Below are 17,663 nucleotides of genomic sequence, written 5' to 3' on the forward strand. Positions count from 1 at the left end.
CATGACCCAGCCACTCCTTCGCCTCACAGACGTGGGCAAGTCGTTCGTCGGCACGAACGCGTTGGCGGACATCTCCCTGGAGGTGCACGCGGGACAGGTGCTGTGCCTGCTCGGCGACAACGGGGCCGGCAAGTCCACCCTGATCAAGATCCTGTCCGGCTTCCACGCCCCCACGAGCGGCACCATCGAGGTGGACGGGCAGCCTGTCGTCTTCAAGAGCCCGCGCGACGTGAGCGCGTACGGGATCGCCACGGTCCACCAGTTCGGCGGCACCTTCCAGCTCATGAGCGTCGGCCGGTCGTTCTTCGTGGGCGTCGAGCCCACCAAGGGCTGGGGACCCTTCAAACGCTTCGACAAGGGCCTGGCCGGGGAGATCGCCGTCCGGGAGATGCAGTCCCTCGGCATCACCCGGGTGACCGACGGCAAACGGCTCGTCGGAAGCCTGTCCGGCGGCGAGCGCCAGGCCCTGGCCATCGCCCGGGCCGTCTACTTCGGAGCCAACATCCTCATCCTCGACGAGCCGACCGCCGCGCTCGGCGTCAAGGAGGCCACGCACGTCCTGAGGATCATCATGCAGGCCCGCGCGAAGGGCGTCGCGGTCATCTTCGTCACCCACAACGTCCTGCACGCCATGATGGTCGGCGACCACTTCGCGGTCCTGATCCACGGCCGGAAAGCGGACGACTTCCACAAGGGCGAACGGACCCGCGAACAGATCACGGATCTGATGGCGGGCGGCGAGGCCATGGCGGACCTGGAAGCGGAACTCGCCGCGCTGGAAGCGTCGGCGGGATCGACCGGAAGGAGCTGAGATGAAACTCGCCCTCGACCCGTACATGCTGCGGTCCGTCCCGCTGCTGGAGCTCCCCGGCGTCGTGGCCGATCTCGGCTACGAGTACATCGAGTTGTCGCCGCGGGAAGACTTCATGCCGTTCTTCCTGCATCCCCGGGTGGACGACGCGGGAGTCAGGGCCTTCAAGCGGGCCCTCGACGGCGCCGGCGTGCAGGTCGCCTCGATGCTGCCGCTCTACCGGTGGTCCGGCCCCGACGAGGACGAGCGCGAGGCCGCCGTCCGCTACTGGAAACGCGCCATCCAGATCACCGTCGACCTGGGCTGCACCGTCATGAACAGCGAGTTCAACGGCCGCCCCGAGCAGGCGAGCCTGTCGGAGGCGAAGTTCTGGAGGTCGATGGACGAACTGCTGCCGATCTTCGAGCGTGAGGGGGTGCGGCTCCGCCTCGAACCGCACCCGGACGACTTCGTCGAGGACGGCAAGGTCGCCGCCGACATGGTCCGCGGCATCAACTCCTCGCTCGTGTCGTACCTGTACTGCGCCCCGCACACCTTCCACATGGGCGGCGACATCGCCGGGATCATGCGGTACGCCGGTGACAAGCTCACCCACCTGCACGTCGCCGACTCCTACGACCACACCGGCTCCAGCGGCCTGCGCTACATCACCAACCCGCCCGGCAACCCCGTCCGGGTCCACCAGCACCTCGACATCGGCCAGGGCGAGGTCGACTGGGACGAGTTCTTCGACACCCTCGGTGCCATGGACTTCGCCCGCACCCCTGACGCGATCATGACCGTCTGCGTCTTCGCCTGGGAGGAACGCGCCCGCGCGTCGAGCGTCTTCATGCGCGAGGAGATCGCCAAGCGCACAGCGAACTGGTGACCCGCTCAGTACGAGCGGGTTCCGGCGGGTGGCCTCGGCCCGGGTGAGTTGCAGGTTCACGATCCTCCAGCGGCCGTGCCCGCGGACGGCGACGACCGTGCAGACGAAGTCCCCGCTCCAGTCCGCGCCCCGGTACCGGGCGCGCTGCGACTGGATCCCGCAGCCGACGGCCATCTGCCGGTTGCCACGCACGGTGTTCGCGGACATCGGCCAACTGGCCGAGGCTTCGTCAGGTGGCAGAATTGTCCGGCCATGACCAGCGACACGACGCGTCAGCGCCCGGACGGTCGAGCATCGATCCTGCCGACCGGCACGGTGACGTTCCTCGCGACCGACGGAGAGGTCGCCGTGTTCGAGTCGGCGGCCGAGGCGGTGGCCGCCGCCATGGACCCTCGGCACGGTGACCGGCGCGTCGCGCTGCACACCGGCGAAGGCCATGTCAGGGACGGCGGCCGGTACACCGGCCCGGCGGTGCGCCGGTGCGAACACCTGGCGGAGCTGGCGCACGAAGGCCGGACGCTGCTGTCGGCGGCGGCCGCGTCCGCTGTCGCCGAGTCCCTTCCGGCCGGGGTGTCCCTGCGTGACCTTGGCGTGCACCGGCTTCGGGACCTGTCGTCGCCGACCCGGGTCTTCGAGCTGTGCCACGGCGATCGCGCTGAGAGCCCGCCGGTGCGCTCGCTGGACGCTGTCGCCAACAACCTGCAGGTCCAGCTCACCAGCTTCGTGGGCCGGGAGGCCGAGATCGACGCGGTGCGCACGCTGCTGGCCGGGCAGCGGCTGGTGACGATCACCGGCACCGGCGGCTGCGGCAAGACCCGGCTGGCCGCGCAGGTCGCCGCGCACACGGCCGAGCACTGGCCGGGCGGCGTGTGGTGGGTCGATCTGGCCGGAGTCACCGATCCGGGGCTGGTCGCCGAGGTGACCGCCCAGGCGACCGGAGTGTTCGTCGAGCCGGGTCTGGGCGCGCTGCGGTCGCTGACGCTGCGGTTGCGAGACCGGACCACGCTGGTGTGCCTGGACAACTGTGAGCAGGTGCTGGACGGCGCGGCCGAGGTGGCCGACGCGCTGCTGCGCTCCTGCCCTGAGGCGGTGGTGCTGACGACCAGCCGCGAACCGCTCGGCGTACCGGCGGAAGCGGTGTGGCGGCTGCCGCCGCTGGCTCAGGACGAGGCGTTGACCCTGTTCGTGGAGCGCGCCAGCCTGGTCCGGCCGTGGTTCACGCTCGACGCGTCGAGCGAGTCCGCGGTATGCGCCATGTGCGCGCGCCTGGACGGCATTCCGCTCGCGCTCGAACTCGCCGCGGCGTGGTTGCGGACCTTGACCCCGCAACAGATCGAGGGGGAGCTTGATGACCGGTTCGCGCTGCTGGTGCGCGGGCCGCGCGGTGCCGTCGCCCGTCAGCAGACCCTCGCCGCGTCGATCGCGTGGAGCCACGACCTGCTGGACGAGCCGGACCGGGTGGCGTTCCGCCAGCTCGCGGTGTTCCCGGGCGGGTTCACCCACGACGCGGCCCGCGCGGTGAGCGCGGGCCGGCTGGACGCGCTGGCCCGGCTGGTGGACAAGTCGCTGGTCGTCGCCGAGGAGCGGGACGGCGGCGCCCGCTACCGGATGCTGGAGACGATCCGCCAGTACGCCGCCGAACGCCTGCGCGAGGCCGGTGAGGTCACGGCCACCCGTGATCGTCATCTGGACCACTACCTCGCCGTCGCCGAGGCGGCCGAGCCCGAGCTGGAGCGCGACGCCGACGCGTGGCGGGTGCGGTCGCAGGCCGAGCACGACAATCTGTGCGCGGCCATCGACTGGGGGCTGTCGGCGGCGGACCCCGAGCGCGGCCGCCGGCTCGCCGCCGCGCTGCCGTGGCTGTGGCACCTGAACGGGCACGGACACGAGGGCATCGAGTTCCTGCGGCGCGCGATCGGGCGTGCGCCGGACGACCGGTCGGTCCTGCAGGCCCGGCTGCTCACCGGCATCGCGCTGGTCGCCGACACCGCGAGCCCGCTCGACCTCGAACTCCAGGCGTCGCGGCGGGCGTTGGAGATCGCCACCGAGCGGGGCGACGAACGGCTCCGCTGCCTGTGCCTGGTGCTGGCCGCGGTCGGGCAGTTCTACACGGACTTCGACGCGGCCTGGGAGCTCGCGCTCGAATCGGCCGACTCCGCCGAGATCATCGGCGACGGCTTCGTCCGCCACGCGGGGAGCGCGCTGCGCGGGATCATCCTGCACCTGCGCGACCAGCACAAGGAGGCGACGCCACTGCTGCACGAGGCCGTCGAGGGGCTGGTGCGGCGGCACCGGGGCGTGGCCGCCACGGCAGCCGCCTTCCAGGCTTCGAGCGCGCTGTGCACCGGTCAGGTGTCCGAGGCCCACCGGCTCGCCGAACGGGCGGTGCGGTTGGCCGAACCGCTCGGCGACGTCCACCGGGTCGGCGCGACCCGCTGCGTGCTCGCGCTGGTCCACGGCGTCGAGGGCGAGATCGACGCGGGACTGCGGCTGATGGAGCCGGTGCTGCGGTTGGTGGAGGGTGCCGAGAACGAGGTGTTCGTGCCCGGCATGGCGGGGGTGCTCGGCACGCTGCGGCTGTGGCGCGGCGATCTCGACGAGGCCGTGCGATGGCTGGAGCGCGCGGCCGGGTCCACCGACAGCGGGGTGGAGACGTATCTCGCGGCGCAGGCGCTGCCGCTACTCGGCGGGGCGCTGCGGCACTCCGGCAGGTTCGAGGAGGCCGGCGGTGTGCTGGAGCGGGCCGTCACCGTCGCCCGCCGGCTGGGCATGCCCCGCGCGCTGGCCGACGCCTGCGAGCAGCAGGCGCACCTGGCCGAGGCCGACGATCCGGCCCGGGCGGCCGACCTGCACCACCAGGCCCTGGCCGCGCGGGTTGAGCATGGGCTGCGCACCCAGTGGCCCGACAGCCTGGACGCGCTGGGCGCGCTCATGGCCCGGACCCGGCGGTTGGTCGAGGCGGTGCGCGTGCTCGCCGCCGGCGCGGCCGCCCGGGAGACCATGGGCTGTCCGCGCCACCCCGTGGACCAGCCCGCGCACGACGCGGCGGTGGCGGGCTTGCGCGAAGCGCTGGGAGACGACGCCTTCACCGAGGCGTGGGCCGCGGGCACCGGCCTGCCCCTGGACGAGGCGGTCGCCTACGTCCGCCGCGCCCGGGGCACCCGCGCACGACCGTCGACCGGCTGGGCCAGCCTCACGCCCACCGAGCTGAACGTGGTCCGGCTCGTGGTGGAGGGCCTGAACAACCCCGAGATCGGCGCCCGGCTGTTCATGAGCCGTGGCACGGTGAAGATCCACCTGTCACACGTGTACGCCAAGCTCGGGGTCGGCAACCGGACGGAGCTGGCCACGCTGGCCGGCCCTCGGCTGGTCAGAGACTGACTCCCGCGGGGTGCTACCCGCAGTTGCCCCACTTCTGACGGCCACCGCTGGCGACGGCCGGGTCGTGACCGAGCGGCTTGATCGTGCCCCAGAACTTCACGCACCTGCCCTGGGCCCAGTACTTCACCGGACCCGCGTAGGACTTGAAGTCGCCCTTGTCCGTGCGCACGGTCGGGTCCTGCTTCGTGTCCTTGATCGGCTTGGGCATGACCGTGAGCTGGGCGCTGACCGGTGTCTTCGTGCCGACGAAGCTCGACTTGATCGTGACCACGCAGTTGTACCCGTTGCCGCGGTTGTAGAGCAGGTAGACCGTGCCGTACTGGCGGCCGCTCGAGGTCTTGACCGGCTGTGAGCCGCCGGTGATGCGCGCGAAACCGGAGCCGCAGATGCTCTCCGGGCTCGCCGCCGCGGCGGCGTTCGCGGGGCTCGCCACGACACCGCTGAGACAGAGTGCCGCTGTGAGGAGGACTGCCTTTGCCGGCATTCGCACCTGATCGTCCCTTCGTAGTTCTTGACCAAAGATCTCGACAAGCATGCCCGAAAATTGGTTATCGGTCCAGGCATTAGGGACAAACGGCAGATCTCTCCGCTAGCTGTCGTTGAGGAGCCGCCATGTGGTGAGGGCGAGTCTGGCGCGTGTCAGTCCGGTGGGGTGGGTGAGGTCGATGTTCAGGGTTTTGGTGAGTTGTTCGATGCGGCGGGCGACGCTGCTGTGGTGCAGGTGGAGGAGGTCGGCGGCTTGGCGTAGGGAGCCGGTGGTGCAGTAGGCGTCGAGTGTTTCCAGATCTTCTGGGTTGTCGGCCATGCGGATGATGGCGGCTATGTCGGTGTTGTCGCGGGCGGTGTCGGGGGGTATTTCGGCCAGGAGGGTCAGCGCGCCCAGGTCGTCGTAGTGGATGACCGGTTCGCGTGGGGTGGTGAAGCGCAGGGCGGTGCGGGCTTGCTGCCAGGATCGGCTGGGGCTTTCCGCGGCGCCGATGCCCGCGCGTACACCCGCCGGGAGTCGGGCCGGGTCAACGGTGGTGGCCAGGATGGCGCCCGCGTCGGCGAGTGGTGCGGCTTTCACTGGGCGGGCCGGGCAGATGAGGCCGGCGATCCGGTCGAGGGGGAGGTGTGAGCGTACGGCGAGGACGTGAATGGGCAGGTCGGCGGCGAAGCCCAGCAGGCGTAGTGCCCGGGCGGTGGCGGGGTCGTCGCTGTTGGTGCTGATGGCGAGTTCGACGAGCGCGGGGTCGGCCATGGTGGTGCGGGCCGGGCCGTATCTCTCGACGACGGCCGCGGCGGCGATCGCGAGCCGGTCCAGGAGCATGTCGTCGAGGGGGACGGGCGCACCTGGGCGTTCCAGCCACACCGTGCCGATCTCCTCCTCGTCGAGGGTGATCGGCATCGTGGTGGACGCGGGTGCCGGCGGGGTGGATGCCTGCATGCCGTCGCACGAGACACGGATCACGCGCCCCGTGCCGTGGAGCCGGATTCCGGCCACGCATTCGGCGAGGACCGCCGAGGCGCGGGCGAGCGCGGGGAGATCCACCCGCCGGCGCATCAGCGTGTCGTAGAACATGACGACGCGAATCGCGCCTTCGGCCTCCGCGTCCAGATGCGACAGCCGTAAGGCCAGTGCCTCCATGAAAAAGAGACTATGCGCCGATCGGCGCACTATTTCGACAGAACACACGACGGATGGCGGATGATCGCGACGGGTGACGACCATGAGGATGGGCGCCATGGACCCCGAACTGGAAGCCTTCATCCCCTTGTTCCCCTCGGCCGACCTGACCGACCCGGTCACCGCGCGCAAGAACCTCGCCGAACTGGCCGGTGCGGCACCGGTGCCGGACACGGCGGGAATGGAGATCGAGGACCGGATGGTGCCCGCCGATCCGGACGTGGCGGTGCGGATCTATCGCCCGCGCCAGGCACTGGGCGCCATCGTCTGGCTGCGTGGCGGTGGGTTCGTCATGGGCGACCTGGACACCGAGCACCCGTGGGCGTCCCGGGCCGCGGCCGGCTCCGGCGCGGTGGTGATCTCGGTGGGCTACCGCCGGGCTCCCGAGCAGCGGTTCCCGGCCGCGCTGGACGACGCCTACGCCGTACTGACCTGGGCGGCCGAGCACGCGGCCGAGCTCGGCATCGACCCGGCCCGCATCGCGGTCGGCGGTCACAGCGCGGGCGCGGGGATCGCGGCCGCGGTGGCGCTGCGGGCGCGCGACGAGCAGGGGCCGCCGATCCGCTTCCAACTGCTCAACCAGCCCGAGCTCGACGACCGCCAGGTGACCTGGTCGGCACGGAACTTCACCGATACGCCCTGGATGACCCGCGACAAGCTCGCCGCGACGTGGCGGCACTATCTGGGCACCGCGCCGGCCACGCAGTACGCCGCCCCGGCGCGGGCCACCGACCTGTCCGGCCTGCCGCCCGCCTACATCGCCACGGCGGAGTTCGACCCGCTCCGCGACGAAGGCATGGGCTACGCGATGCGCCTGCTGGAGGCGGGCGTGTCGGTCGAGCTGCACCAATGGTCCGGCACCTTCCACGGGTCGCAGGCGATCCTGTCCGCCGAGGTGTCCCAGCGGCAGCTCGCCGAACTCACCGGAGCCCTGCGCCGTGCCCTGGCCGAGTGAGGCGATCGAGGTTGGCCGAGACGAGGTTGGCCGAGATGAGATTGATGGCGACGGGAAAGAGATGACAACCACTGACCTTGCCGAGGCGACGGGACAGTCCACGCCGTCATCGGATGCCGATTCCACGGCGGGACAGAGCATGGCAGGGCTGCTGCGCCCGCATCTCGGGAGTTTCACCGCCGTCATGATCCTCCAGGTCATCGGCGCTGTCGCGGGTCTGGCACCGCTGCTGGCAGTCGTCGAACTGGGTCGAGCTCTGTTGTCGCCCGGCCCGATCGATCACGGCCATGTCTGGTTCGTCGTGATCGCGGGGGCGGCCGGGTTGTTCGTCCGGCTGCTGTTCACAGCCGCGTCGTCCGGGATCGGGCACCTTCTCGACGGGCAGGTGCAGCTGTCGTTTCGCCGGCAGCTGGCCGCGCGGCTGGGGCGCGTACCGATCGGCTGGTTCTCCCGGCGCCGGACCGGCGAGCTGGCGAAGGTGGTGGGGGAGGACGTGAGTGCCGTACATCCGTTCATCGCCCACACCCCCGGCGAGCTCGCCTCCGCGTTCGTGGTGCCGCTGGTGTCGCTGATCTACTTGTTCACCATCGACTGGCGGCTCACGCTGATCACACTGATACCGGTGGTGCTGGCGGTGGCGCTGGTCCCCCTGATGATGTTCCCGACCCGGCTGCGTGAGCAGGAGGAGTTCGACGCGGCCATGGGACGGATCTCGAGTTCCGTCGTCGAGTTCGTGCAGGGCATCTCGGTGGTCAAGGCGTACGGCGGATCCGGGCGCGCCCATCGTAAGTTCCGCACGGCTGCGGACGATTTCGTCGGCATCTTCTACCGGTGGGTGCGCGGCATCTCCGGGATCGCCGCGGGGATGCAGCTGGTGCTGTCGCCGCCCTTCGTGCTGCTGGTCGTGCTGATCGGCGGTGCGGCACTGATCACGGCCGGCGCCATGGCCCCGGCCGGCCTGCTGCCCTTCCTGCTGCTGGGACTGGGCCTGACCGCTCCGGTGGCGGCACTCGGCCACGGCTTCGACGACATGCAGGCCGCCCGGCGCGCGGTCGGACGGATCCGGGACGTGCTCGACGTACCGTCGCTGCCGGAGCCTGCCCACCCGGTCGCACCCCACGGACACCGGGTGGAACTGCGTGATGTTCGATTCGGTTACGAACCCGATCACGAGGTGCTGCGCGGGATCGACCTGGTGCTCGAACCGGGGACGGTCACCGCGATCGTCGGGCCGTCGGGAAGCGGGAAGTCCACGCTGGTTCAGCTGTTGCCGCGCTTCTTCGACCCGACCCACGGTTCGGTCGTCCTGGGCGGTGCCGATCTGCGCCAGATCGGCAGCCGGGAGCTCTACCGGATGGTCTCCTTCATGTTCCAGGACGTTCGCCTGCTGCGCGCGTCGGTGGCGGACAACATCGCGCTGGCGGTACCGCATGCCGACTTCGATGACGTGGTCCGCGCCGCCCGGCTGGCGAATATTCATGAGCGAATTCTCGAGCTGCCACGCGGATACGAGTCGGTCATCGGTGAGGACGCCGGACTGTCGGGTGGCGAGGCGCAGCGGATCTCGCTGGCCCGCGCACTGCTCGCCGCCACGCCCGTCCTGGTGCTCGACGAGGCGACCTCCTTCGCCGACCCGCAGACCGAACAGGCGGTGCGCCGGGCCCTGGCGACGCTGGGGAGCGATCAGACGATTCTGGTCATCGCCCATCGCCTGGAGACGGTCGCCGACGCCGACACCGTCGTGGTGCTGGAGAACGGGTCGATTGTCGAGCGTGGCAAGCCCGCCGAACTGCTGGCACGGGACGGGAGGTTCGCCGCGTTCTGGCGATCCCACCGATCGGCGATCGCCGGCGAGATCGAAACCCCTGGTGGCGTACCGCAAGGAGACGAGCCCCGATGATTGGAATGCTGCTGCGTGTGCTGGGACACCAGTACGCCCAGCCGGTACGGCGCACCGTGGCCCTGATGACGGCCACCGCGGTGGTCGAGGGTCTGTCCTACGCGCTGCTGGTTCCCGTACTGCGGGCACTGTTCGGTAGCAGCCCCGGAGATGCGCGGCCCTGGTTGATCGCGTTCGGGGCCGCGGTCGCGGTCTACGCGGTGCTGCGTTATGTCAGCGATCTGTCCGGTTTCCGCGTCGGGACCACGCTGTTGCGCGGTATGTATCACCGGCTCGGCGACCATCTGGCCCGATTGCCGATCGGCTGGTACAGCGCCGGTCGTGTCGGAGAGGTGTCCGTCATGGCCAGCCGTGGCCTCCTGCAAGCGATGAGCGTGATCGCGCACCTGCTGGCACCGTTCATCTCCGCTTGTGTGACTCCCCTGACGATCGTGGTCGTGCTGCTTGCCTTCAACTGGCAACTGGGGCTGGCCGCGTTGGCCGCCGCTCCGATCGTGGCGGCGATCCAGATCTGGACGGGGCGCTCGACGGCCGCCGGCGACGCGGAGAGCGCCGAACGCGGCCGTGAGGCCACCGGGCGAGTCATCGAATATCTCCAGGCCCAGCCGGTGCTGCGGGCCGGCGGCCGGACCGTTGAACGCTTCCGGTTGCTCGACGACTCGCTGCGTGAGGTTCAGCGCGCGTCCCGCCGTTCCACGCTGTCGGCGCTGCCCGGCGTCGTGGGCTTGACGCTCACGGTGCAGGCGATGTTCACCGTGCTGCTGGTCCTGGGCGCCTACCTCGCGCTCGGCGGGAGTATCGGCGCGGCGGAGGTTCTGTCGATCCTGGTGCTCGGCGCCCGCTGCGCCGATCCGCTGCTGTCGCTGGCCGAGATCGGTGGCAAACTGCGCGGCGCACGTGCCGAGCTGGCCAGACTCGACACGGTGTTGCGGACCGAGCCGCTGCCGGAACCTCGCGAACCGATCCAGCCGGTACGCCATGACCTGGAGTTCGAGTCCGTCGCCTTCCGGCACGGCGACCGCACGGTGATGGACGACGTGTCGTTGTCCGTGCCGGCGGGACAGCGGCTGGCCGTGGTCGGCCCGTCGGGTGCCGGTAAGAGCACATTGCTGCAGTTGCTCGCGCGGTTCTACGACGTGGACGCGGGCGTGGTGCGTCTGGGGGGTGTGGACGTGCGCGCGATCAGCACCGAGGTGTTGATGGCGCGGTTCGCCATCGTTTTCCAGGACGTCTATCTCTTCGACGGCACGATCGAGGAGAACGTGCGGCTCGGCCGCCCCGACGCCGACGAAGCCGAGGTGCGGGCGGCGGCGACCGCGGCGCGGTTGGACGAGGTGATCGAGCGGCTGCCCGGCGGATGGGCGGCGCATGTCGGCGAGGGCGGCGCGCTGCTGTCGGGTGGTGAGCGCCAGCGTGTCTCGATCGCGCGAGCGCTGCTGAAGGACGCGCCCGTCGTCCTGCTGGACGAGGTGACCTCCGCGCTGGACCCGGTGAACGAGGCGGCGGTCCACGAAGGAATCGAACGCCTGATGGCGGGCCGGACGGTGGTGATGGTGGCGCACCGGATGCGGACCGTCCAACGCGCCGATCGTGTCGTCTTTCTGGACGGGGGCCGGATCGTCGAGGAAGGCGGCCACGACGAGCTGCTGCGCCGCGGCGGCCGCTACGCCGATTTCTGGGAGATCGCCATGACACCGGTGGCGACGTGAATGAGCCGGTGAGTTGCCACCTGCGGGGGCATCGTCGCACCACCGCTCGTCGTCACTGACGGCTCGCAGGTGGTGCGACGTATGGTCGGGTACGTCTCCGGGCTCAGCGGCGCAGGGCGGTCTCCCTTTCGACCCGTGACAGCTTCTCGGGATTGCGCACGGCGTAGAGCCCGGTGATGAGGCCGTCGTCGATGCGCACCGCCATGACGCCCTCGACGGCGCCGTTGGCCCGGAAGACCAGCGCCGGGTGGCCGTTGACCTGCGCCGGGTGCAGCGACATCGCGGCCGAGATCCTGCCCAGCACGTCAGCCACCTGCTCGGCCCCCACGATGGGCTCCAGCGCGGCCCGCACGACGCCGCCACCGTCACCCAGCAGGACGACATCCGGCGCGAGCAGGTCGAACAGGCGTTGCAGATCGCCCGTTTCGACCGCCCGCTGGAACGCCTCCAGCGCGCCCCGGGTCTCGGCCGGGGACACGACCCCACGCGGACGGCGCGCCGCCACATGCGCCCGCGCCCGATGCGCGATCTGGCGGACCGCGGCCGGACTCTTGCCGACCGCCTCGGCGATCTCGTCGTAGGCCAGATCGAACACCTCACGCAGCACGAACACCGCCCGCTCCGTCGGCTGAAGCGTCTCCAGCACCAGCAGCATCGCCATCGAGACACTGTCGGCCAGCTCGACGTCCTCGGCCACATCAGGCGCCGTCAGCAGCGGCTCAGGCAACCACGGACCGACGTAGGACTCCTTCCGCCGGCCGAGCGTACGCAGCCGGCCGAGCGCCTGCCGCGTGGTGATCCGCACCAGATAGGCCCGCTGATCCCGCACCTCGCCAAGATCGACCCCCGCCCACCGCAACCAGGTCTCCTGCAGAACGTCCTCGGCGTCGGCAGCCGAGCCCAGCATCTCGTAGGCGACGGTGAACAACAGGTTGCGATGAGCGACGAACGCCTCCGTGGCGAGATCCGGGACATCGTCCCCACCGCGATCTTCGGGCGCGGTCTGCGACGTGCCGGCCATGGATGACTCCTTTTCCCTCTCGACTGTGTCACCACCAGACACCGGCCCCCGCCATTTTGTGACACCGATTTCCTGTTGTCCGCTGTGGCACACGTCACATGGTCGCGCTGTCACAAGGATCGGGTCGTCGGCATCTTGTGTTCGTTCAGCGCGACAACACGAGGGAGACGCGTCTTGGAACCCCGCTTGGACCTGTCCGGCAATCCGCTCGCCGCCAAGGTCATGAAGCACATCGCCTCGGCCGGCAGGGTGATCATCAAAGACTCGACGGTGCCGACCGTCACCCAGGACCTGGTGCTGCTCCGCGCGAGTCAGATCAACGGCTGCGGCTTCTGCACCGACGCCCACAGCAAAGACCTCGCGCACGCCGGGGAGACCTCGGTGCGCATCAACCTGGTCGCGGCCTGGCGGGAGTCCACGGTGTTCACCGACGCCGAGCGCGCCGCCCTGGAACTGACGGAGCAGGGCACCCGCATCGCTGATGCGGCCGGTGGCGTCACGGACGAGGCATGGGCGAACGCCGCCCAGCACTACGACGAGGAGCAACTGGCAGCCCTGGTGTTGCTCATCGCCCTGATCAACGCCAACAACCGCCTGGGCGTCATCACCCGGCTGCCGGGCGGCGACTACCAGCCCGGCCAGTTCGCATAACAGAAGGAAACATCTTGAGTTCAGCGCTTGACACCCTTCGCCGTGATTTCGGCGGCGACATCATCGAACCGGGCGGAGCGGAGTACGAATCGGCCAGCCGCTCGCTGTTGGCCGTGGGCAGTCCGGCCTGTGTTCTGCGGCCCAAGAGCGCCGGAGACGTGCGAGCAGGTGTCAGATTCGCGGTCGGCACCGGGCTTTCGCTGTCCGTGCGAGGCGGCGGGCACAGCTTTCCGGGCTTCGGCACCAACGACGGCGGCGTCGTGATCGACCTCGTCAAGCTCGCGAACGTGGAGATCATCGACAAGGAACGTCACCTCGTGCGGATCGGCGGCGGCGCCACCTGGGGCCAGGTCGCGGCCGTCCTGGCCCCGCATGGCCTGGCGATCTCCTCGGGTGACACCAAGAGCGTCGGTGTCGGTGGGCTGACGTTGACCGGTGGCATCGGCTGGAAGGTCAGGAAGTACGGCCTGGCCCTGGACAGCGTGGTCGCCGTGGAGGTGGTCACGGCCGACGGAGAGGTCGTGCGGGCGAGCGCGGAGGTGAACCCGGAGCTGTTCTGGGCGATTCGCGGTGGCGGCGGCAATTTCGGGATCGTGACCGCCTTCGAGTTCGCGGCACACCCGACGACGGACGTCTTCTACGGCAAGATCGTTTTTCCGGCAGCGGAGGCGGCCACCGTGCTCCAGGGGTGGGCGGACCACCTCCGTACCGCCCCCGAGGAGCTCACCTCCATCGCGAGCTTCGCCAATCCCTTCGCCGGCGGACCCGAGGCGCCGGTCGAGATCCAGGTCGCCTTCGACGGCGATGATCCGGAGCTCGCGGCCGAGGCGATCGACCCGATCCGCCGGCTCGGCACGGCGATCGACGACGATGTCGCGCTGAAGCCCTACGCGGACACGCTCGTGGATGGCGCGACCCCGCCGCCGGGCATTCAGCTTGTCACCCGAAGCGCATTCGCCGACAAGGAATCGGTGTCCGAGGTCCTTCAGATCCTTGTTGAGGTGGGGGCATCGGCGGGGTCGCCGTTCATCGCCGTCCGCAGTGTCGGCGGTGCGGTGTCCCGAGTCCCCGACGACGCCACCGCCTACGCGCATCGCCGTGCGGAGTTGATGTTCGTGACCACCGTCGCGGGTCCGAAGCCGGTCGTCGATGCCGCTCGCCCTGCTCTGGAAGCGATCTGGGGGAGACTCGCACCGCACGTCAACGGCGCTTACGCGAACTTCCTGGCTTCCGCCGCCGAGGAGGATGTCGCCGCGATCTATCCGGCGGAGACCTATGAGCGGCTCGCGGCGGTCAAGCGTCAGTACGACCCCGGCAACCTGTTCGCCGGCAACCACAACGTCCGCCCCAGTAGGTGATCTACGATGTAAAGGCGGTCGGCCAACGTCGCAGCGTCCACTACGGCCCAGATGTAGGTTCCTGGCTGCAGTGACATATTCCTGAGGACCTCGACGTCGCCCTGTCATCTGTGCCCGCGGAGACGGCATTTCGCTTCTGTGGATTCCGAGGATTTCCCGACGGCAACCCTGAGGGTCTGGCAGTGCGCGGTGGGACGGTGTGACGTTTCGCCAGGCGCGAGAGGTGGCAGGTCGGCCGGTGTATTTGGTCCGGTCGGCCGTGCTTCGCCTGATCTGGACGCGTAGCTCGACCGTTCATGCCAGTCCCGTAGGCAAGATCTTCCCCACTGTGAGCGTGGGGAGAATAGTCTGAGGCAATGGATCGTCGCATCCTCGGCCTGGAGAACGAGTACGGCACCACCTTCACGTTCCGGGGGCAGCGTCGGCTATCCCCCGACGAGGTGGCCAGATACCTGTTCCGGCAGGTCGTGTCCTGGGGCCGGTCAAGCAACGTCTTCCTCCGCAACGGCGCGCGTCTGTACCTGGACGTGGGCAGCCATCCTGAGTACGCCACGCCCGAGTGTGACAACGCGGTCGAGCTGGTCACCCACGACAAGGCGGGGGAACGCATCCTGGAAGGCCTGCTCGTGGACGCTGAGAAGCGGCTGCGCGAAGAGGGCATCGCCGGGGACATCTACCTGTTCAAGAACAACACCGACTCGGCCGGCAACTCCTATGGCTGCCATGAGAACTATTCGGTGGAACGGCACGGCGAGTTCGGGCGGCTGACCGACGTGCTGATCCCGTTCCTGGTCACCCGGCAGATCATCTGTGGCGCGGGCAAGGTGCTGCAGACGCCGCGCGGGGCGGTCTACTGCGTGTCGCAGCGGGCCGAGCACATCTGGGAGGGCGTCTCCTCGGCGACGACCCGGTCCAGGCCGATCATCAACACGCGCGACGAACCGCTCGCCGACGCCGAGCGGTTCCGCCGCCTGCACATCATCGTCGGCGACTCCAACATGAGCGAGACCACGATGCTGCTCAAGGTCGGCGCGACCGACCTGGTGCTGCGCATGGTCGAGGCCGGGATCGTGATGCGCGACCTTTCGCTGGAGAACCCGATCAGGGCCATCCGCGAAATCTCCCACGACATGACCGGGCGGCGCCGGGTGCGGCTGGCCAACGGCCGCGAGGCGTCCAGCCTGGAGATCCAGCAGGAATACCTGTCCAAGTCCAAGGACTTCGTCGACCGGCGCGGCGGCGACCCGATCGCCCGCCGGGTGCTGGACCTGTGGGAGCGGACGCTGCACGCGGTCGAGACCGGCAACCTCGACCTGGTGGCGCGCGAGATCGACTGGGTCACGAAATACCAGCTCATCGAGCGGTATCGCAAGAAGTACGACCTGCCGCTGTCCTCGCCGCGGGTGGCCCAGCTCGACCTGGCCTACCATGACGTGCACCGCAAACGCGGGCTGTTCTACCTGCTGCAGCGGCGCGGGGCGGTGGAGCGGGTGGCCTCCGAAATCAAGATCTTCGAGGCGAAGACGGTGCCGCCGCAGACGACCAGGGCGCGACTGCGGGGCGAGTTCATCCGGAAGGCGCAGGAGAAGCGGCGCGACTACACCGTCGACTGGATGCATCTCAAGCTGAACGACCAGGCGCAGCGCACGGTGCTGTGCAAGGACCCGTTCCGCAGCGTCGACGAGCGGGTGGACAAGCTCATCGCCGACATGTGACCGCCCGGACGGGGACGGCTGCTCGCTCGCCTGGACGGGGCTCGGGCCGGGTCAACGTGGCCGGTGTCGTGGCCTACCGTGACGGCGAGCGGCAGACCGGTGCGGAGGGTGCGAGCTCAGGGGGCGAGGCTGATGGTGGCGGGGATACCTTGGCGGGTCATCTTGGCGTAGGGGCACAGCGTGGTCGCCTGGGCGAGCAGCGAGGCGGCCGTGTCACGTTCGACTCCGGGCCAGGTCACGACGAGGTCGGCGCGTAGCTGGTAGCCGCCGTCGGCGGGGTCACGGCCGAAGGCGACGGTCGCCTCCACGGTGATCGGTTCGGGGTCGAGGAGGTGCCGGCGGGCCAGCAGGCTGAGGGCGCCGTGATAGCAGGCGGCGTATCCGGCGGCGAAGAGCTGTTCGGGGTTCGGGCCGGTGGTGTCGCCGCCCAGTTCCTCGGGCATCCGCAGCTCCAGGTCGAGGGCCCCGTCGGTGGAGCGGGCCCGGCCGGTGGCCCGGCCGTGGGCGGAGCTGCCGCCGGTCACGGCGACCCGCGTGATGTAGAGCGGCTTGAACGCGGAGCCGCTGTAGTCGTGCTCCGTGGACAATCTCGGATCGTTCACCGGTACGCCTTTCAGCGGCACGTCGGGGGGGACGCTGGTCATGAGCGGTGCCAGCGCCGCAACTTGTCGGGGTTCAGCACGATCCACACCGCGGTGACCTCCGCCCCGGCGACGCTCACGCCGACCACCGCCACGGCCTGGCCCGCCCGGCGCAGCACCAGACCCGTCCGGCCGTTCACGGACGCTACGGCGACATCGGTGCCGGGCTGGCCGGTCAGCAGGGCCGTGACGAACCGGGCGACCGCGTCCGCGCCGTGGGTCGGGTGGATGGCGGCGCGCAGTTTGCCGCCACCATCGCTCACGACCACCGCATCCGTGGCCAGGACCGCCCGCAGCGCCGCCGTGTCCCCCGTGTCGCAGGCCGCGGCGAACCGCCGCGCGACCCGATCGTGTCTGGACAGCATCGCTTGGTGCGACCCGGCCTGGTGATGGGGCCCGAGCCCGTTACCGGCCCGGCACATCGCCGGGCCGGTGACGGGCCCGGGCCGGCGTGCGGGCGTGCCGGTGACGGGCGCCGCAGCCGTGGGCGGCAGCGGTACGCCGACAGGTGCGTGAGCCGGGGTGGCGGCGAGCAACTCCAGGCAGATGCCTCCGGCGACCCGCGTCAGCCAGGCGCGCGGGACCGCGATCCCGGCGCGCTCCTCATCGCCGAGGGCGTACCAGCGGCGGTAGGTCTCTTGCACGATCTGGTCAGCCGTGATTTCCGAGCCGAACATCCACAACGCGATCTCGAGCAGGTGCTGCCGTTCATCGAGCATCTCCGCCAGCGTTCCGGCGCCCACCTCGGTCATGTTCTGCCGCCCTCGTAGCTGGGGGAGTACGCCGGTGAGCGACGTGGCTGCTCCAGCCGCCAAGCCGCGAGATCGGCCTGGCCGCCGGTCAACGGGGTCATCCACACGATGTCCTCTGTTCTGTCGGGTGTCAGCAGCTAAGACCAGATAGCCGGTCCTGTTGTGACGCCCCTCACGGAGATGCCTGGCCACGAAACGCGGGCAACGTCCGGAGCCAGGCGCGTCGGTCATCGCC

At 70.0% G+C, this 17,663-nt stretch carries 14 protein-coding genes; 9 read left to right on the forward strand and 5 right to left on the reverse strand.

Annotated elements, in window-relative coordinates:
- The first annotated feature begins 1 nt into the window (after position 1).
- The 3 genes from AB0F17_RS45725 to AB0F17_RS45735 all read left to right on the forward strand — a co-directional run bounded on the left by AB0F17_RS45725 (position 2) and on the right by AB0F17_RS45735 (position 5,060).
- On the forward strand, positions 2-811 hold the full coding sequence (locus tag AB0F17_RS45725) for an ATP-binding cassette domain-containing protein (protein ID WP_358036634.1): 810 nt from the start codon (positions 2-4) through the stop codon (positions 809-811).
- Between the two features lies 1 nt (position 812).
- The gene (locus AB0F17_RS45730) at positions 813-1,679 is read left to right on the forward strand and encodes a sugar phosphate isomerase/epimerase family protein (RefSeq protein WP_358036636.1); all 867 of its coding nucleotides are present in this window, start codon (positions 813-815) and stop codon (positions 1,677-1,679) included.
- 252 nt (positions 1,680-1,931) lie between these two features.
- Positions 1,932-5,060, forward strand: coding sequence for a LuxR C-terminal-related transcriptional regulator (locus AB0F17_RS45735; protein WP_358036638.1), 3,129 nt, complete (start codon positions 1,932-1,934; stop codon positions 5,058-5,060).
- Positions 5,061-5,073: 13 nt separating this feature from the next.
- On the opposite strand, the gene AB0F17_RS45740 is transcribed toward AB0F17_RS45735, so the two are convergent.
- Together AB0F17_RS45740 and AB0F17_RS45745 are read right to left on the reverse strand one after the other, a co-directional pair.
- Positions 5,074-5,493 (reverse strand): hypothetical protein, encoded by a 420-nt coding sequence (locus tag AB0F17_RS45740; RefSeq protein ID WP_358036640.1) that lies wholly within the window; start codon positions 5,491-5,493, stop codon positions 5,074-5,076.
- A 156-nt stretch (positions 5,494-5,649) separates the two neighbouring features.
- On the reverse strand, positions 5,650-6,687 hold the full coding sequence (locus AB0F17_RS45745; protein ID WP_358036642.1) for a helix-turn-helix domain-containing protein: 1,038 nt from the start codon (positions 6,685-6,687) through the stop codon (positions 5,650-5,652).
- A gap of 82 nt (positions 6,688-6,769) precedes the next feature.
- Between AB0F17_RS45745 and AB0F17_RS45750 the strand changes: the two genes are divergently transcribed.
- The 3 genes from AB0F17_RS45750 to AB0F17_RS45760 all read left to right on the forward strand — a co-directional run bounded on the left by AB0F17_RS45750 (position 6,770) and on the right by AB0F17_RS45760 (position 11,290).
- Positions 6,770-7,681, forward strand: coding sequence for an alpha/beta hydrolase (locus tag AB0F17_RS45750; protein ID WP_358036724.1), 912 nt, complete (start codon positions 6,770-6,772; stop codon positions 7,679-7,681).
- 61 nt (positions 7,682-7,742) lie between these two features.
- Positions 7,743-9,581 carry an ABC transporter ATP-binding protein gene (locus AB0F17_RS45755; protein ID WP_358036644.1) on the forward strand — a complete coding sequence of 613 codons (1,839 nt, stop codon included), beginning with the start codon at positions 7,743-7,745 and terminating at the stop codon, positions 9,579-9,581.
- Positions 9,578-11,290 carry an ABC transporter ATP-binding protein gene (locus AB0F17_RS45760; RefSeq protein ID WP_358036646.1) on the forward strand — a complete coding sequence of 571 codons (1,713 nt, stop codon included), beginning with the start codon at positions 9,578-9,580 and terminating at the stop codon, positions 11,288-11,290. Before AB0F17_RS45755 ends, AB0F17_RS45760 begins: the two co-directional genes overlap by 4 nt.
- 103 nt (positions 11,291-11,393) lie before the next feature.
- Here AB0F17_RS45760 and AB0F17_RS45765 read toward each other — a convergent pair whose 3' ends face one another.
- Positions 11,394-12,311, reverse strand: coding sequence for an RNA polymerase sigma-70 factor (locus AB0F17_RS45765; RefSeq protein WP_358036648.1), 918 nt, complete (start codon positions 12,309-12,311; stop codon positions 11,394-11,396).
- Positions 12,312-12,485: 174 nt separating this feature from the next.
- Here AB0F17_RS45765 and AB0F17_RS45770 point away from each other — a divergent pair, with 174 nt between their 5' ends.
- From AB0F17_RS45770 to pafA, 3 genes are all read left to right on the forward strand, one after another.
- A complete protein-coding gene (locus AB0F17_RS45770) occupies positions 12,486-12,962 on the forward strand; it encodes a carboxymuconolactone decarboxylase family protein (RefSeq protein WP_358036650.1) in 477 nt (158 codons plus the stop codon).
- Positions 12,963-12,976: 14 nt separating this feature from the next.
- Positions 12,977-14,320: an FAD-binding oxidoreductase gene (locus AB0F17_RS45775; protein ID WP_358036651.1), complete on the forward strand. Its 1,344-nt coding sequence runs from the start codon at positions 12,977-12,979 to the stop codon at positions 14,318-14,320.
- Between the two features lie 356 nt (positions 14,321-14,676).
- On the forward strand, positions 14,677-16,035 hold the full coding sequence (gene pafA / locus AB0F17_RS45780; RefSeq protein ID WP_358036653.1) for a Pup--protein ligase: 1,359 nt from the start codon (positions 14,677-14,679) through the stop codon (positions 16,033-16,035).
- 116 nt (positions 16,036-16,151) lie between these two features.
- On the opposite strand, the gene AB0F17_RS45785 is transcribed toward pafA, so the two are convergent.
- Together AB0F17_RS45785 and AB0F17_RS45790 are read right to left on the reverse strand one after the other, a co-directional pair.
- Positions 16,152-16,637 carry an Ohr family peroxiredoxin gene (locus AB0F17_RS45785; RefSeq protein WP_358036655.1) on the reverse strand — a complete coding sequence of 162 codons (486 nt, stop codon included), beginning with the start codon at positions 16,635-16,637 and terminating at the stop codon, positions 16,152-16,154.
- Between the two features lie 38 nt (positions 16,638-16,675).
- Positions 16,676-17,428, reverse strand: a complete 753-nt coding sequence (locus AB0F17_RS45790; RefSeq protein WP_358036657.1) for a nuclear transport factor 2 family protein — start codon at positions 17,426-17,428, stop codon at positions 16,676-16,678.
- Between the last annotated feature and the right edge of the window lie 235 nt (positions 17,429-17,663).

This window comes from Nonomuraea sp. NPDC026600 (assembly GCF_040638335.1).
Classification (GTDB): Bacteria; Actinomycetota; Actinomycetes; order Streptosporangiales; family Streptosporangiaceae; genus Nonomuraea.

Excerpts from the sequence above, each read along its gene's own strand:
- AB0F17_RS45725 (WP_358036634.1), top strand. The coding sequence starts at position 2 with ATGACCCAGCCACTCCTTCGCCTCACAGACGTGGGCAAGTCGTTCGTC.
- AB0F17_RS45730 (WP_358036636.1), top strand. The coding sequence starts at position 813 with ATGAAACTCGCCCTCGACCCGTACATGCTGCGGTCCGTCCCGCTGCTG.
- AB0F17_RS45735 (WP_358036638.1), top strand. The coding sequence starts at position 1,932 with ATGACCAGCGACACGACGCGTCAGCGCCCGGACGGTCGAGCATCGATC.
- AB0F17_RS45745 (WP_358036642.1), bottom strand. The coding sequence starts at position 6,687 with ATGGAGGCACTGGCCTTACGGCTGTCGCATCTGGACGCGGAGGCCGAA.
- AB0F17_RS45750 (WP_358036724.1), top strand. The coding sequence starts at position 6,770 with ATGAGGATGGGCGCCATGGACCCCGAACTGGAAGCCTTCATCCCCTTG.
- AB0F17_RS45755 (WP_358036644.1), top strand. The coding sequence starts at position 7,743 with ATGACAACCACTGACCTTGCCGAGGCGACGGGACAGTCCACGCCGTCA.
- AB0F17_RS45760 (WP_358036646.1), top strand. The coding sequence starts at position 9,578 with ATGATTGGAATGCTGCTGCGTGTGCTGGGACACCAGTACGCCCAGCCG.
- AB0F17_RS45765 (WP_358036648.1), bottom strand. The coding sequence starts at position 12,311 with ATGGCCGGCACGTCGCAGACCGCGCCCGAAGATCGCGGTGGGGACGAT.
- pafA (WP_358036653.1), top strand. The coding sequence starts at position 14,677 with ATGGATCGTCGCATCCTCGGCCTGGAGAACGAGTACGGCACCACCTTC.
- AB0F17_RS45790 (WP_358036657.1), bottom strand. The coding sequence starts at position 17,428 with ATGACCGAGGTGGGCGCCGGAACGCTGGCGGAGATGCTCGATGAACGG.